Origin of the sequence: Pseudoalteromonas sp. TAB23, assembly GCF_000498075.1 — a bacterium.
Taxonomy (GTDB): domain Bacteria; phylum Pseudomonadota; class Gammaproteobacteria; order Enterobacterales; family Alteromonadaceae; genus Pseudoalteromonas; species Pseudoalteromonas arctica.
The window spans coordinates 1-16,227 of the sequence record NZ_AUTP01000172.1 but is presented as its reverse complement, the minus strand read 5'-3'; the positions used below and the strand labels follow the sequence as shown (position 1 = coordinate 16,227).

Annotated in this window: 11 protein-coding genes and 3 pseudogenes; 8 read left to right on the top strand and 6 right to left on the bottom strand. The window is 39.8% G+C overall.

Annotated features, from left to right (window positions below):
* Positions 1-21: 21 nt before the first annotated feature.
* The gene (locus L654_RS0107955) at positions 22-405 is read right to left on the bottom strand and encodes an MAPEG family protein (RefSeq protein WP_002961011.1); all 384 of its coding nucleotides are present in this window, start codon (positions 403-405) and stop codon (positions 22-24) included.
* A 239-nt stretch (positions 406-644) separates the two neighbouring features.
* Here L654_RS0107955 and L654_RS01000000125740 point away from each other — a divergent pair.
* Positions 645-1,491 (top strand): annotated as a pseudogene (locus tag L654_RS01000000125740) (DMT family transporter).
* Positions 1,492-1,561: 70 nt separating this feature from the next.
* Here the strand turns inward: L654_RS01000000125740 and L654_RS0107945 are convergent.
* The 4 genes from L654_RS0107945 to L654_RS0107930 all read right to left on the bottom strand — a co-directional run bounded on the left by L654_RS0107945 (position 1,562) and on the right by L654_RS0107930 (position 6,724).
* Entirely contained in the window at positions 1,562-1,879 is a 318-nt protein-coding gene (locus L654_RS0107945) for a multidrug efflux SMR transporter (protein WP_007580521.1), read from the bottom strand.
* A complete protein-coding gene (locus tag L654_RS0107940) occupies positions 1,879-3,411 on the bottom strand; it encodes a bifunctional GNAT family N-acetyltransferase/carbon-nitrogen hydrolase family protein (protein ID WP_010554553.1) in 1,533 nt (510 codons plus the stop codon). The genes L654_RS0107945 and L654_RS0107940 overlap by 1 nt, the downstream gene beginning before the upstream one ends.
* Positions 3,412-3,510: 99 nt before the next feature.
* Positions 3,511-4,359, bottom strand: a complete 849-nt coding sequence (locus L654_RS0107935; RefSeq protein WP_007580517.1) for an MBL fold metallo-hydrolase — start codon at positions 4,357-4,359, stop codon at positions 3,511-3,513.
* A gap of 79 nt (positions 4,360-4,438) precedes the next feature.
* Positions 4,439-6,724: a penicillin acylase family protein gene (locus L654_RS0107930; RefSeq protein WP_024607730.1), complete on the bottom strand. Its 2,286-nt coding sequence runs from the start codon at positions 6,722-6,724 to the stop codon at positions 4,439-4,441.
* Positions 6,725-6,880: 156 nt separating this feature from the next.
* Between L654_RS0107930 and ycaO the strand changes: the two genes are divergently transcribed.
* From ycaO to folX, 7 genes and pseudogenes are all read left to right on the top strand, one after another.
* Complete coding sequence (gene ycaO, locus L654_RS0107925; protein ID WP_024589636.1) at positions 6,881-8,641, top strand: 30S ribosomal protein S12 methylthiotransferase accessory factor YcaO; 1,761 nt, start codon at positions 6,881-6,883, stop codon at positions 8,639-8,641.
* 115 nt (positions 8,642-8,756) lie between these two features.
* Positions 8,757-12,124: pseudogene (locus L654_RS01000000125735) on the top strand (ATP-binding protein).
* A gap of 43 nt (positions 12,125-12,167) precedes the next feature.
* Positions 12,168-12,797 (top strand): YceH family protein, encoded by a 630-nt coding sequence (locus L654_RS0107915; protein WP_007580511.1) that lies wholly within the window; start codon positions 12,168-12,170, stop codon positions 12,795-12,797.
* Between the two features lie 68 nt (positions 12,798-12,865).
* Positions 12,866-13,679 (top strand): annotated as a pseudogene (gene nadE, locus L654_RS01000000125730) (ammonia-dependent NAD(+) synthetase).
* 225 nt (positions 13,680-13,904) lie between these two features.
* On the top strand, positions 13,905-14,624 hold the full coding sequence (gene folM / locus L654_RS0107905) for a dihydromonapterin reductase (protein WP_007580509.1): 720 nt from the start codon (positions 13,905-13,907) through the stop codon (positions 14,622-14,624).
* Between the two features lie 22 nt (positions 14,625-14,646).
* Complete coding sequence (gene folE / locus L654_RS0107900; protein WP_002962341.1) at positions 14,647-15,201, top strand: GTP cyclohydrolase I FolE; 555 nt, start codon at positions 14,647-14,649, stop codon at positions 15,199-15,201.
* A gap of 4 nt (positions 15,202-15,205) precedes the next feature.
* A complete protein-coding gene (gene folX, locus L654_RS0107895; RefSeq protein ID WP_007377309.1) occupies positions 15,206-15,562 on the top strand; it encodes a dihydroneopterin triphosphate 2'-epimerase in 357 nt (118 codons plus the stop codon).
* A 17-nt stretch (positions 15,563-15,579) separates the two neighbouring features.
* Here folX and L654_RS0107890 read toward each other — a convergent pair whose 3' ends face one another.
* A complete protein-coding gene (locus L654_RS0107890) occupies positions 15,580-16,014 on the bottom strand; it encodes a YqaA family protein (RefSeq protein ID WP_024607729.1) in 435 nt (144 codons plus the stop codon).
* Positions 16,015-16,227 lie beyond the last annotated feature (213 nt).

The window sequence follows — 16,227 nt, the reverse complement described above, 5'->3', positions numbered from 1 at the left end:
TTGTGGTTTTAAAATATAAACCTACAAACTCACCACAATCATGGCAATGGCTGTACCCAAACCAATAAACCACACTAATGAGCGAATTATATCTAGGTTCATATAGTAAAATACGCAATACAAAATACGCGACACAATATGCGTAACAGCTAGCATTTCGGTTACTGCACCTACAGAGTTAGTGCCCAGTACAACTGCAATAGCGACAGCAAAAACAGCAAGCGATTCAAAACAGTTTTGATGAGCAGCAAGCGCCCGTGCACCAAAGCCGGTTAATTTTGTTTGTTGCGCCCTTGGGTGTTTATTGTCGTATCGACCTAATTTTGCCATTGCTATAGCAACCGGCACTTTTGCAAAGTAAGGCATTAATACCGCCAGTAATGCACATACAACTAATGTTGTCATAATTTATCCTTTTGATGTTTCGGATAATTTAGCATAAGCGCAATAAAAAAGCCGCCAGATACGTTTTATGACAAACGCTGGCGGCTAACAATAACATCAGGCTTACTATAGCTAAATATATCCTCAAACCCATGCGACATAATGTCGCAGATGATGAATATTCAACATCATAGTTAATGCATCGCTTTACTTCACAAAGCTTGTTAACTTTACTGCCTTAGATTTTAACGATGACGACCATGACCTGGATATTTTTCACTTTTTTAGCCGCCTTCATGCAAGCATGGCGTAATGCCCTGCAAAGTAAATTAAGCAACGATGTGAGTGTTGCTGGCGTAACCCTCTCCCGCTTTATTATTGCAGGTCCTATTGCTGCCGTGTATTTATATAGTTTGTATCAATATCAAGATACAGCCATGCCTACGTTTAATAATGCCTTTTGGGGATTCATTGTAGGCGCAAGTGTTATGCAAATACTTGCCACTGGTTTAATGGTTAAGCTATTTAAAATGAATAATTACGCTGTAGGTGCTGGTCTTGCCAAAAGCGAGGCATTAGTAGCTGCTATTTTAGGTGTATTATTTTTTGGCTCGGCACTTTCTTTACTCGGCTGGCTTGGTGTGTTTTTTGGCGCTATTGCCGTATTGCTACTCAGCGGTATAACAAGCGTTAAACACTTTAATGCTAAAACTGCATTACTAGGACTGGCATGTGGCACTTGCTTTGCTCTTACCTCACTGTGGGTACGTGAAGCGAGCTTAAACTCAGGATTATTATTTCCACACTCAGCCGCTTGGGTTTTGCTGTTTGTAATTAGCTTACAAACACTAATACTACTGAGCTATTTATTATTAAAAGAACCGCAAACACTCAGTAAACTGTGGCAATACAAAGGCACTACAGCCGNGCTGGTTTAGTGCAATGAGCTTACAACATGTTGCTTACGTTAAAACACTTGGACAGGTTGAAGTATTTTTTACCATGCTAATTGCCGTACTTTGGTTAAAGCAGCCACTTAAAAAACAAGATACTGCAGGCTTAATACTCATAGCCATTGCCGCTGTTTTGGTTATGTTGCCGAATTAATGGCAACATAAAAAAGCGCAGGCTTTTATACCTGCGCTATTCATAATTAAGCGTTTATTCAAATTACCAATTAAGAGCTTATTTTAAGTGTTATCACACCGCTAATAATCATTAATACTCCCGCAATACGACCAAATGTAGCTGCATCGTTATAAAACAATATACCTACTAAAAACGTACCCGCAGCGCCAATACCTGTCCACACCGCGTATGAGGTGCCCATTGATATTTGCCTTTGAGCAAGCCACAACATAAAACCACTAGCAACTAAAAATGCCACCGCTATTGCTATGCCTTGCCAGCGAGTATCTGAGTTTTGTGAGATTTTTAAACCTATCGGCCAGCCAATTTCAAGTAAACCGGCAATAACCAAATAAATCCACGCCATTAAACATCTCTCTTTTTCAATATAACTTCATATAAATCTTCGCGGCGATCTTTTAAGTTACGCACTGTACCTTCGCTATGAAGGATTTTAAGCTTATCCATATCAAGGTCACTAAATAACAGCATTTCTGTATTAGGTGTGGCTTCGTTAAGTGTTGCATCGTGCGGGAACGAAAAGTCCGATGGCGTTAACACAGCCGATTGTGAGTACTGCACATCAAGGCTTTCTACTTGTGGTAAGTTACCTACCGAGCCTGCAATAACCACATAACATTCGTTTTCTATTGCACGCGCTTGTGCACAATGGCGCACACGTAAGTAGCTGTTTTTAGTGTCGGTCCAAAATGGGACAAACAAAATATCTAACCCTTGTTTTGCTAATATGCGTGAAAGCTCAGGAAACTCTACGTCATAACAAATTTGAATACCTACACGCCCAGCATCGGTTTCAAATACAGCAATTTTGTCGCCGCCTTGAATAACCCAATCGTTTTGTTCATGCGGGGTAATATGTATTTTACGTTGCTCGTCTATTTTACCGCTGCGGTGGCATAAATAACTTACGTTATAAATTTTATCGTCTTCGGCAAGCGGCATAGAGCCGGTAATAATATTGGCGTTGTATTCTATTGCCATACGCGACATCGCGTTTTTAAACGTTTCGGTATATTCCGCTAAATAACGAATCGCTTCAGTTTGGTTGCTTTGATTTCCTAAGCCCATTAATGGCGCGTTAAAAAATTCAGGGAATAGTATAAAGTCGCTTTTGTAGTCAGATACGGTATCTACAAAGTATTCAACCTGTTTTAGCATTTCTTCAACTGATTCAACACAGCGCATTTGCCATTGCACAGCACCCACACGCACAATTGATTTAGTTGACTCAAGTACCGTGTCGGTTGGCTCATACATAATGTTATTCCACTCAAGTAAAGTGGCGTAACCAACTGACTCTTGATCCTCCGGTAGGTACTTTTTAAGTAAACGCTTTACCTGAAAATCGTTAGATAACTGAAAGCTTAAAATAGGATCGTATAGCTCTCTCTGATCTACTTTTGCAATGTATTCCATTGGCGTCATTTCACTACTGTGATTGTAATAACGTGGAATACGACCACCCGCTAAAATAGCGCGTAGGTTATATTGGCGGCACAGTTCTTTACGGGCATCATAAAGGCGACGACCTAAGCGCATGCCTCTGTGAGTTTCGCTAATGGCCACATCTAAGCCATATAGCGCATCGCCATCGGTATCGCTAAATACACGGTCGTGACCATCTGCAATGTCTTCGTATGTATGCGGGTTTGAAAAACGTGTGTAATCAACTTGTACGCTCAGCGCTAAGCCCACCAGCACGCCGTCATCTACAATACCGATTTGCCCTTCAGGAAATTGGTCTATTAATCTAAAAATGGTATGACTTGGCCACGCACCACCTAAGTCGGGATACGCTTGATCCATCAAGGTTTTAATTTGCGGATATTGCTCTCTGGTTAAGTTACAAATTTCAAGATGGGTTTTTTCTGCCGACATACACAACTCCTTTAGGCATAAGAAAATAAAAGCCGAATGTACGCTCGATTAAATCAAGAATACACTCAGCTTTGTATCATGTTTTTTACTTTAGATGTACTACTTTAAACTGCGATAAAAGAGTGTGGTTACTTTCTCTTTTGGTAACCAGCCTGCGTATTCAAGACCAAGTTCTGCCAATGGATCGGCTTTAAGTACTTGCTCTAAGCTTGCATTATTTTGCATTGCTTTTAGCATCACATCTTTCGCGTTTTGAACTAGTTTACCATACGCTATCAGTCCTGAACGGTCACTTACCTTACCGTGTCCTGGTATTACTTTAGTGTTGTCGTCAATTTGTTTAACTACATCGTCTACTGCCGCTAAAATACCATCAACGCTACCGCCACTATCTACATCAACAAACGGTAAGCTGCCAAAATTAAAGTAAATATCGCCCATGTGCACTATGTTATCGTTACTAAAAAAAACAACCGAGTCGCCATCGGTATGTGCATGTTCGTAATGCACTACATGAGCGTGTTCGTTATTAAAATGCAGTTTTAAATCGTGACCAAAACTAATGCGTGGTAAAAAGTCTGACCCTTCTCCGTGCTGCTCTTCTAGACGTTTGTGTACATTATCGTGCGCTATAACGTGCGCACCTGCTTTAGCAAAGTTCTCGTTGCCACCGGTATGATCGCCATGATGATGCGTATTAATAACAAACTCTGCACTGCCTGGTTTTAAATCGCTAATCGTTTTTTTTATGTCGTCTGATAACTTGGCAAACTGATCATCAATAATATAAATGCCATCATCACCTACACTCGCTGCAATATTACCGCCTTGCCCAAATAGTACGTATACATGCTCACTTAGCTTTTGTGCTGTTACTGGACCTTCATCTGCTTGCGCTGCTGTACTTAGTAATAAACCTGTTATTAATGCGGGTAGTATTTTTTTCATTTTTGTTCTCTGTTGTATGAAGTAATTAATATAGAACGTTTTTATCACTATTTAAGCTCACTCACTTATCACTTAAACGTTATTTAATAGGACTTATGACTATTTGATGCATAAGTGTTTGCGGCAATAAAGGTGTATGTTTACCCTCTACGTAATCACTAAACCCCGCTCTATAAAATTCAGAAAGAGGATGCCCCGATTGCCCACCGGGAATAGCTAAAATCGCATGTTCTAAATGCCCTGGTTGCGCAATAAAACGCTGTGATGCACCAAAACTACGCCCTTGTACTGCGGGCATATAACTATCACCAAAGCCCGCTGCTGTGGGCATATTTAATAACTTAGCAAGTAACGGTATTTGCTTTGCAAACGGATGCTCTATCACTAACTCATTTACCTTGCCCCACTGCCAGCTTTGAAGGTTATTACCAAATTGTTCTGTAAGTTTAGTGATAGTTTGGCTAAACGCACCGTGTAATTGTGCATCCCAGCTTTTAAATTGTGGGTTTATCCACGTGTCGGGTTTGTTGTTAATAAGCTGCCACACTGCGGGCTCTAAATCTCGTTTTACGTATTTAAGTGTGCCTTGTTGTTTATTTAATTGGCTTTCAATATTACTAAATAAAATATTAATCACTTCATCGCGGTAGCGCTTAACTAAGGTATACCCTATGGAGGTTGAACACGCACATTGCTGCCAATTTTCGAGCGCTGTTATATATTGCTGATTTTTGGTTTGATCTGTTTTTAATTGCTTTAATAGCAAAGCATGCCAAGGCATTAAAAAGCGAGCTTGATTATCGAGCTGTAGTGCGTAAAAGTCGCTCTCTGCAAATGTTTGTTTTTCAAATAATCTATCGCGAATTTGGCTCGAACGTGCACCGAGTGCATAGCCACCATTGCCAAAACGGGCNTTATCTTCAGCCGATACCACGCGAGAATTACCAGTCCATAATCGACCGTTTTGTGGGTTTTTAATAAAGGGACGTTCTAATTCATTTTGCTGCCAAAGCGCTGAGTAGTCATCGGCATTTACGCCAAGCTCACTTGGCGTTTTACGCGCCGGTATACCGCCCATGTTTTTCCACGCGGCGTTACCAAGGCTGTCTACCACCATTAGGTTTTGCACAGGTATTCCTACATCGCTTGCTACGGCAAGTGCATCATCTACTGTTTTGGCTTGCTCTAACTTTAATAGTTGCATATTAACGGCGTAAGGCTGATGTGCAGCCCAGCTCAATGCATAAGGTTTTCCGTTAATGTATTTTACAGGGCCATACTCGCTGAGTAGTAATGAATAGTTTTCAACCTCCCCATCGGGTAATGCAATAGGTTCATCTACTTGCCATGTTTTACTATCATCGTTTAATGCAATCCAATCGGCTGTATCTAAATAACCGTTAGTAAATCCCCATGCAACATTGTTGTTAGTGCCAACAACAATGGCCGGCGCCCCGGGCAGCGATACACCGGTTACCTGAGCAGGTTTTCCATTTTGTATATAATTTAGCTGAGCTCTGTACCAAATTACAGGTACTGCCATCGATAAATGCATATCATCAGACACCATACCGGCGCCTGTTTTAGTTAGCGTTCCCGTAACAGCCCAGTTATTACTGCCGCGCTCTTGGTTGGCTTCAATACTTTTAACTGTATGCTGTGTTTGAGTTGGCAAAGTAGGTATGCCGCCGCTATAAGGCGCTAATTTACTGCCATCAAGTGCGGCTTGGTACTTACTCGGTTGCGTTAAAAAATCAACCATTTGCTTTGTGTACGCTTGCTCAATTTGAATAAGTGCTTGGTCGCGCTCAAATGTGGCGCTTTGTAAATCAAGGTACATGCTAAATATCACAAGTAAGCTGTCTTCACTTTGCCATGGCTTTTGTGCTGCACCTGTTAGTAAATATTCAAAGCTTGAATACCCTACTTGCGCTAAACCTTCGTTTACACCTTGAGCGTAACTTTTAAGTAATTGCTTATCGGTCTCAGGCAGCGTTTGTAAAATAATTTGGCTGCGTTTACGTAATTGATGAAAACGCATCTTTTTATCGAGTCCCAACGCGGCTTCGCCAAATAATTCACTTAGCTCGCCTGCGGCATTACGTCTTAGTAAATCCATTTGAAAAAATCGGTCTTGCCCATGCACATAACCTAAACCATAGGCTGCATCGTTTCGGCTATTTGCATTTATTACTGCTTGCCCTAGTGCATCGCGCGAAATTTTTACAGGATCTACTACCGCGTTACTACGTCCGTTTCCATCAAGGGCAGGTAAACTTAAACTAAGTACCCCATAAACAACGGCGGTACTTGCCAGCCCTAAAATCACAATTAATAATAACAAGCGTTTGATTACTTTAAACATCAACCTTTCCTTTGCACGTTTTGACCAAGCGTTAAGGACATATAATAACCACAGTTTTATTAAATAATAATGTTCTTGCTCGCAAAGGGTGAAATAAACATCAAAATCCACGATAATGTCAGCTCCACACATCGTGCAGAACTAGTTGAGATCAATATGACTGAAAAAACATTTATCAAAGGTAAAGACCGCGACCTAGAATCGTCAATCTCTACCATGCAAAACAAGCTTGAAGCCCTACACATTAATGTTGAAGAAGCGCTTTGGCTTAACCCTGTAGCTAACTGTTATTCGGTTCATATAAAAGACAGTGACTGCGGTGTTATGTTTACCAATGGTAAAGGCGCAACCGACAAAGCCTCTATTGCCTCAGCACTCGGTGAATACTTTGAGCGTTTAAGCTGTAACTACTTTTTTGCAGACTTTTATCTAGGTGAAGAATTTGCCAATGGCGAGTTTACTCATTACCCAACCGAAAAATGGTTTAAAGTTGAAGGCGACGAAGTACCACAAGGTATTATGGATGAAAGCTTATGGGATTACTTTGACCCAGAGCGCGAACTAAACGCATCACACCTTTTTGATTTTAACTCTGGCAATATTGATCGTGGCATTTGTACCCTACCCTACACTCGCCAACGCGATAACCAAGACGTATACATTCCGGTAAACGTTATTGGTAATATTTTTGTATCTAACGGTATGAGCGCAGGTAACACAAAATTTGAAGCTCGCGTACAAGGTTTATCAGAAGTATTTGAGCGCGCGATTAAAAACCGCATCATCGCCGAAGGCATTTGTTTACCAATCGTGCCTGAAGACGTTGTTAAGCAATATCCTAAAATTCACGAAGCGTGTGAAGAGCTTCGCAGCCATGGCTTTCATTTACGTATTGCCGATGCATCACTTGGGGGGATTTACCCAGTAATGAGCGTAACGCTTATTAACCCAACTGATGGTTCTGTGTTTGCCTCTTTTGGTGCTCACCCTTCATTTGAAGTAGCGCTTGAGCGTACCGTTACTGAGTTACTACAAGGTCGTCGTTTAGATCAACTAGATGTATTCCAACCTGCAACATTTGATAACGATGAAGTAGCAACACCAGAGAACATTGAACTGCACTTTATTGATTCAAGCGGTTTGATTTCGCATGATTTCTTCCGTGCAAAACCTGACTTTGAATTTGTACACTGGGACTTTAGCGGCACAACAGAGCAAGAATATAACTTCTGTACTGACCTGATTCACAGCATGGATCATGATATCTACATCATGGATTACACGCACCTAAACGTATACGCATGTCGTATTTTAGTACCGGGCATGTCAGACATTTATCCAGTTGATGAGCTTATTTGGCGCAACAACAACGAAGGCGCAAAATTTCGCGAAGCATTCCTATCGCTTGATCAGTACGATGCAGAGCAATGGATGGAAATTTACGACAGCCTAGAAGAAGCCGGTCATAGCGATATTATCCGCGCCGCAGAATTTATTGGCTTAGCAACTGATGCCGACACACCATGGCACACACTGCGTATAGGTGAGCTTAAAGCGCACCTATGCTTAGCCGCAGGCAGCGAAGAAGCCATTGATTGGGTTGATTGGATACTTCATACGGGCCAAGTAAACGAAGATGCAATGCGCCACTTCCGCTGTTTAAAAGCGATTCTTGAAATTAAATACGATGACGAGCGCGAATACGCTGATTACCAAGATGCATTAGGCTTAATGTTTGGTGCTAATAATGTAGCGCTGGCTATAGAAATTGCCGAAGGTAAAAAGCAATTTAACGGTTTAACTTTTCCAGGTTTATCGCTTGAAGGCTTTAAAAAGCATGCGGCACTACTTGATGGTTACCGCAAGCTACACGTAGCAAAGCAAAATCATTGGGCACGTGAAGTTAGCGATTCGTAGCTCGCTAAACTACTAATTATAAAAAATAAACGGCGCATTTGTTAATGCGCCGTTTTCATTTATGTCATAAATTAGCTATAGTTAATTTGCCTAAATTAACGCCACGATGTAGCTAATGCCACCGTCTAGTAATAACAAAAAAACGAATGTTCATAACTTTAAGCTGACCTTTTGGTTATCGCTTACGCTAACTGTACTAGTTGGTGTTGTTCTTGATCGTATTAACTATAATCGTGTAAAAGATGCTCACCGCCTACAAATTCTTTCAGAAGTAAGTACTTATAGAGCTCAACTCGAATCAACCTTAGTTTCTAATATTCAACTAGTACGGGGTTTAGGTGTTGCCGTTGCCGCAGAACCGGGTTTAGAACAAGAACGCTTTGAACAAATCGCAGCTCCTCTTTTTGATACATCAAATGAACTTCGTAATATTGGTGGCGCTCCCAATATGGTCATTCAAATGACCTATCCTTTAAAAGGGAACGAAAAAGCAATTGGCCTTAATTTTTTAGATAATAAAAATCAGCGTACTGATGCACTTAGAGCCCGCGATACCAACACAATTATTATGGCAGGACCGCTAACATTAGTTCAGGGGGGGGAAGCATTAATCGCCAGGGTTCCGGTGTATACCCCTCCTAATAATGAGTTTTGGGGGTTGTTGTCGGTTGTACTCGATATTGACAAAGTTTATATCAATTCTGGCGTTTATGAATTAGAAAAACAGTACAACGTTGCCATTCAAGGGCGTAATGGTTTAGGTAAAAAAGGCGAGTTTTTTTTCGGCAATCAAAATATTATTCAGCAAGATCCTCTTGAGTTCACTCTAAATTTTCAAGGCGGCAGCTGGCAGTTATATGTAGCACCTAGAATAGGTTGGAGCCCACCAAATTCAGCTGTGTGGCCACTTCGGTTATCAATTATAATTATTTGCGGATTATTAATTTGGGCCTTTTTATTCTTTTTGAAAATGCTTAATCGTCAGCAACAAAATGAAAAAATGCTTGAAGCAATGAGTGATCTAGCTCAAATAGGCGCATGGTCATTTAACTTAGAAACTAAACAAGTGTATTGGTCTGATATGACCAAAAAACTATTTAAATACCCATTAAATAACCAACCAGAATGGCCTAAAGATTTAAATTACTTTAAAAAAGGCACTAGCAGAGAAACAATTAAACCTTTAATTGAACGAGCCATAAAATATGGTGAAAGCTACGAAGTTGAATTAGAAGTAATGGATGCAGAAGGTGGATCTGTTTGGGTACTCGTACATGGTGAAGCAGAACAAAAGAATGGACGATGCACACGTATTTTTGGCTCATTACAGAATATTGATACCCGTAAAAAGATTGAATTAGAAAATAATAAAACCGCATTACATAACGAAATTTTAGCTTCTCTTACCGTTAATAAATTAATATTAAATGGGCAACTTAGCCAATCGAAAGATATTATCACTGAAGCAATCTGCCAAGCATTCGATATTAAACGTGCCAGTATTTGGTTTTTTAATGAAGACAAGTCTCAACTAAGCCCCTTTGCCATACATAGCAAACATTCGTCTAGTGACAAAATTGACTCTATTTGGCTAAGAAAAAACAACCCCAGCTTTTTTAATGCAATAGATCATCAAGCAGTATTTAATGCACCCGATGCACTAGAACACCCAATACTCGCACCAATTAAAGAGCAGTATTTAATGCCACTCGAGATTAAATCAATGCTGTGCGTAATTATTCCTGCGGGAAGTGGTGCTATAGGCGTTGTTTGCGCCGAGCAATGTCAATCCAAGCGCCACTGGTCTAAAAACGAAGAAAGCTTTTTAATTGCCGTTGCAGCGTTAATAGGCAGCTTGCACTCGAGCCAGCAACGAATTGAAACTGAACAAAAGCTGGTTGCCGCCAAAGAAACTGCAGAACAAGCTGTTGAAGCTAAAAGTGAATTTTTAGCGAGTATGAGCCACGAAATTCGCACACCAATGAATGGTGTTTTAGGCATGCTTAATATAATTAAGCAAACGCAACTAGACCTACAGCAAAAGCATCATATCGAACTTGCTCAGTCATCAGCTCAATCTTTACTTAATATAATTAACGACATATTAGACTTTTCTAAAATTGAAGCCGGTAAGCTCGATATTGAAAACGTGCAATTTAACCTACCTCGGTTATTAGGAGAAGTGGTTGAGTCGTTTGCTTTAAAAGTAGAGCAAAACAATACAAAACTTATTTTAGATGCCACTCAAATTACAGTTAGCGAAATAATTAGTGATCCGAACCGCTTACGCCAAATTTTGAATAACTTAATTGGCAACGCCGTTAAATTTACTATTGATGGTGAAGTAGTTATTACCGCCAAAGTGGATGAAACAACAGATGGCTCGTTCCTACAATGTTCGATTATTGATACTGGCATTGGTATTGACCCTAAAAAACAAGCGTCATTATTTGATTCGTTTACACAAGCAGATGCCTCAACTACACGCCAGTTTGGGGGCACAGGGCTTGGCCTTGCCATAGTAAAACAACTGTGTGAGCTGATGAACGGTGAAGTAAGTGTAAACAGCATGCAAGGCGAAGGAAGTACATTTTCTTTCACAATACAAATACAGCCTCGCTTAAGTAAAGAACAAGATTTACCGAGTCATTTAATTAAAAACAAACATATTTTAATTATTGATGAGTGTTCGTTAAATGCAAATACAGCCAGTAAACAACTCACAGTATGGGGCGCAAAAGTTAATTGCGTACATGACTATCTTGAGGTTGATGATTATTTAAATAATGTAACCACCCACCCTGAAGCTATTTTAGTTGATTACTACTTTTTTGAAAAAGCGCCGCAAACGCATATAACTGCGCTTAAAAACTTTATAAATATGCATAGTTGCAAGTTAGTTCTTATGGCGCCAATGAGTTATTCACCTGAGGAGTCTAAAGTAGGTATGGAAGTCGACTGTATGATTTTCAAACCACTCACACCTTCTGATTTGTTTGACTCACTCACTAACGATAAATACATTGAACAACAGCAGCAACAAGCACAACTACAAAATAAACTAACTAAAGCACCAGTACTCGATTCATCAGAGCCACAACTACTGCTCGTTGAAGACAATAAAATAAACCAAGTAGTTGCCTCGGCGCTATTAAAGCAAGCAGGTGTGACTTTTGATATTGCTGAAAATGGGCTTGAGGCAATTGTAAAACTCAATGCAAAACAAGGTAAGCCATATAAGCTAGTTTTAATGGATTGCCAAATGCCTGAAATGGATGGCTACCAAGCNAAGCCACTAAAGCCATTAGAGAAGGCGATGCAGGTAAGGATAATGAAAATATTACTATTATTGCACTTACAGCCAATGCCATGCAGGGCGATAAAGAAAAATGCCTAGCAGCAGGCATGAACGACTATTTAAGTAAGCCGCTCGATTTAGCCGCACTAAAACCTAAACTCCAGCAATGGCTTGGTATCCAATAAAGGTGTAAGCTAATAAAATACGCTTACTAATTTGAGATTATTTATGCAGTTATCAGCAAATCAACAACGTATTCTTGGTTGCTTACTAGAAAAACAAAGCACAACGCCAGAACATTATCCGCTATCGTTAAACGCTCTAGTGAACGCATGTAACCAAAAGTCTAATCGCGATCCTGTGTTAAATCTTACAGATAGTGACGTGCAAAACGCACTTGATGAACTAATAGACATGCGTTTGGTAACTATAGATGAAGGGCTTTCTGGTCGCGTAAATAAATACGACCACCGCTTTTGCAACACTGAGTTTAGTAATCTGCAATTTTCTGCTCAGCAACGTGCCATTGTTTGTTTATTACTTTTACGTGGTGCCCAAACCCCAGGTGAATTAAGAACTCGCAGTGCTAGGCTTGCTGATTTTAATAACGTAAATGAAGTAGAAACAGCGCTCAATAAACTGATTGAAAGCGATTACGCCCGTAAATTAGAACGAGAAGCAGGTAAACGCGACAGCCGATACATTCATTTATTTGGCGAACAACAAAATAATCCCGCCGATGCCTTTGTTGCTCTACCAAGCGAAGTAATTAAAGATAAAGAATTAAGTGATTTACTGGCAGAAGTGGAAGAATTAAAAGTAGAGCTTCGCAAAATAAAAGCTCATTTAAAACTTTAATTAATTAAGACTAAATCACATAATAAGTTTATTGCGTATCACATATTAAATTTTATAAGGAGCTGGCAATGCGCGCCGAAATTATGGCTGAAATGAAGGTTCAGCCAACTATTGATGTAAATGCTGAGATAACTCGCCGGGTTGCTTTTATTAAAGCACGTTTAGTAGCAGCTCACTCACGATCACTAATATTGGGTATTAGTGGTGGTGTTGACTCATCAACTTGCGGCCGCTTATGTCAACTTGCCGTAAACGAGCTAAATAAAGAACACGATACTGACAAATACCAATTTATTGCTGTGCGCTTACCTTATGGCGTACAAGNAAATGGCGGTTGATTTTATCCAGCCAAGTAAACGTATGACCGTAAACGTACAACCGGCTGCTGATGCACTGCATGAGCAAGCGATAGCTGCTGTAGTTGGCTGTGGTGAAGCACTGCCTGAGCAAGCTCAGATAGATTTTATTAAAGGTAATGTTAAAGCACGCCAACGTATGGTTGCTCAGTACGAAATTGCTGGCTTTTGCCAAGGCTTAGTAGTGGGTACCGATCATAGTGCTGAAAACATTACTGGTTTTTATACTAAATTTGGTGACGGCGCGTGCGATTTAGCTCCGCTATTTGGTTTATCAAAACGCCAAGTGCGTGCACTTGCTACTGCACTCGGTGCCCCAGCTTTATTAGTAGATAAAGCACCTACAGCTGATTTAGAAAGCGACCGCCCAGGCTTAACAGATGAAGAAGCACTTGGTTTGAGCTATGAGCAAATTGATGACTTTTTAGAAGGTAAATCTGTTTCTAAAGACGTTGAACAAAAGCTTGTAAGTATTTACATGCGTACACAACATAAGCGCCAACCAATTCCGACAATTTACGATTAATGTTTTAGTAAATAAAATAAAGCAATTAACGCCTTTGAGGATTAATTGCTTTTTTGATCGACAGATTAAGAAACTGCGTATATTTTAGTAAATTAACGCTTTAAATTTTATAATACCAATTGCGTTAAATTAGTGATCTATTATAGCCCTAAGAAAATAGCGATAGATCGATCATGTTTTAACAATATTGGTATAAGTTACCCGCCAAAGAGAACACTGCCTTATATGACATCGCCCATCTTAATTACCGGCGCAGGCCAACGTATTGGTTTAGCGCTCGCTCAGCATTATATAGCCCAAGGGCAGGCTGTTATTATTACGTATCGTACTCGCCACAACGCTGTTGATAAATTAGAGCAACTAGGCGCTGTATGTATTTATGCCGATTTTAGTACCGATGACGGTATAAGTGCATTTATAAATACGCTTAAAGAGCATACAACATCGCTGCGCGCTATTGTTCACAATGCATCAAGCTGGGACTGCGAAGCTAACAATCCTGACTTTGCAGTACTGTTCGATAATATGATGCGTATACACGCCAAAACACCGTATTTAATTAATTTAATGTGCGCTGAGCTGCTTATAAACTATCAGCAAAGTGAAAAAGTACCTGCTGATATAATTCACCTTACTGATTATGTAGTTGAAACAGGCAGCCCTAAACACTTAGCTTATGCAGCAAGTAAAGCAGCTCTCGATAACTTAACTAAATCGTTTAGCGCTAAATATGCGCCAAACATAAAAGTGAACTCGGTTGCTCCATCACTCATTATTTTTAATGAACATGACGATGAGCAATATCGAGCTAAGACCCTTAAAAAATCATTAATGGGCATTGAACCCGGATGCCAAGAAATTATCAATAGCATTGATTTACTATTACAAAGCCACTACATCACAGGGCGCTCTTTGCCTGTTGATGGCGGCCGTCATTTAAAGTAAATATAAATAAACTGAGATATTTATGCACAATGAATTAAAAGAAAGTTACGAAAAAATCATCACCGCAGTAGGCGAAGATGCTAACCGCGAAGGCTTACTTGATACGCCAAAACGTGCTGCAAAAGCAATGGAATATTTAACGCAAGGATATCGTCAAACGCTTGATGAAATAACTAATAAAGCGGTATTTACATCTGACGCTGACGACATGGTGTTAGTGCAAGACATAGAGCTTTACTCTATGTGTGAGCATCATTTACTACCTTTTATTGGCCGTTGCCATATTGCTTATATTCCAAACGGTAAAGTATTGGGCTTGTCTAAATTTGCACGTATTGTTGATATGTTTTCACGCCGTTTTCAAATTCAAGAACAGCTAACGCATCAAATCGCTAAAGCAGTTGAAGAAGTTACTGGCGCTAAAGGTGTGGGCGTTATTGTTGAAGCAAAACACATGTGTATGATGATGCGTGGTGTAGAAAAGCAAAATTCAAGCATGCGTACATCAGTAATGTTAGGTAACTTTAGAAGCGACCCTAAAACACGCAACGAATTTTTGCAGCTTATAAAAGGTTAACCCTATGGCTAATGCAATTATTAACGTTACTAATTTGCGCCTGCGTACGTTTATTGGCTTTAACCCCGATGAGCGTGAAAAAAAGCAAGATGTAGTGATCAACCTAGAGATTCACTACCCTGCTGATGACGCGTGTAAAACGGATGAAGTTGACCAAGCACTTAATTATAAAGTGATCACCAAAGAAGTAATTAGCTTAGTAGAGCAAGGCCACTTTTTACTGCTCGAAAAATTAGTGGCTGAAATTCTTGCGGTTTGTCACTCACACCCAAGTGTTCATTACGCTAAAGCACGTGTTGATAAACCGCATGCACTGCGTTTTGCCGACTCAGTGTCGTTAACGCTTGATTGGGCTAAATAAGGCCTTAAAAAACTTATTTAAAAAAGCTTTTCGAATCCTACGGCAAGGGCGATAACCGCTAAATAGCGCGCGCCTTTGCCTAGTGTTACTAACAGTAAAAAGGTGTTAAATCGCACTTTAAATATGCCTCCAATCACCGTTAATGGGTCTCCCACAACCGGTAACCAAGCAAATAACAAACTATATACACCATATTTATTAAATTGCTTTTGTGCGTTATCAAGCCCTTTTTGCGATACCGGAAACCATTTTTTATCTTTAAAACGCAGTACTTGTGTACCTAACCAGTAATTAACGCAGCTTCCCAATACATTTCCAAGTGTTGCTACGCACCACATAAGCCATAAATTAACTTTACCTTGGGCAATCATCCCCACCATTATCACCTCAGAAGAGCTAGGCAGTAATGTGGCAGATATAAATGCGCTAATAAATAACGTGAGATAAAGCATAATGTCCTTATGGCTAAACGTAAAAACCCAGCCTATAGCTGGGTTTATAATACCAATTTTATTAAAAACATGATCATTCTAGCGTATTAAATAACTCACTAACGACGTTAAAAATTATTTATATAGAACAACTATGTATCATAATTTTAGCCTTGTTATTGAGCTATTTTCTTATCGCTATAATAGATCACTAATTTAATGCAATTGGTATAA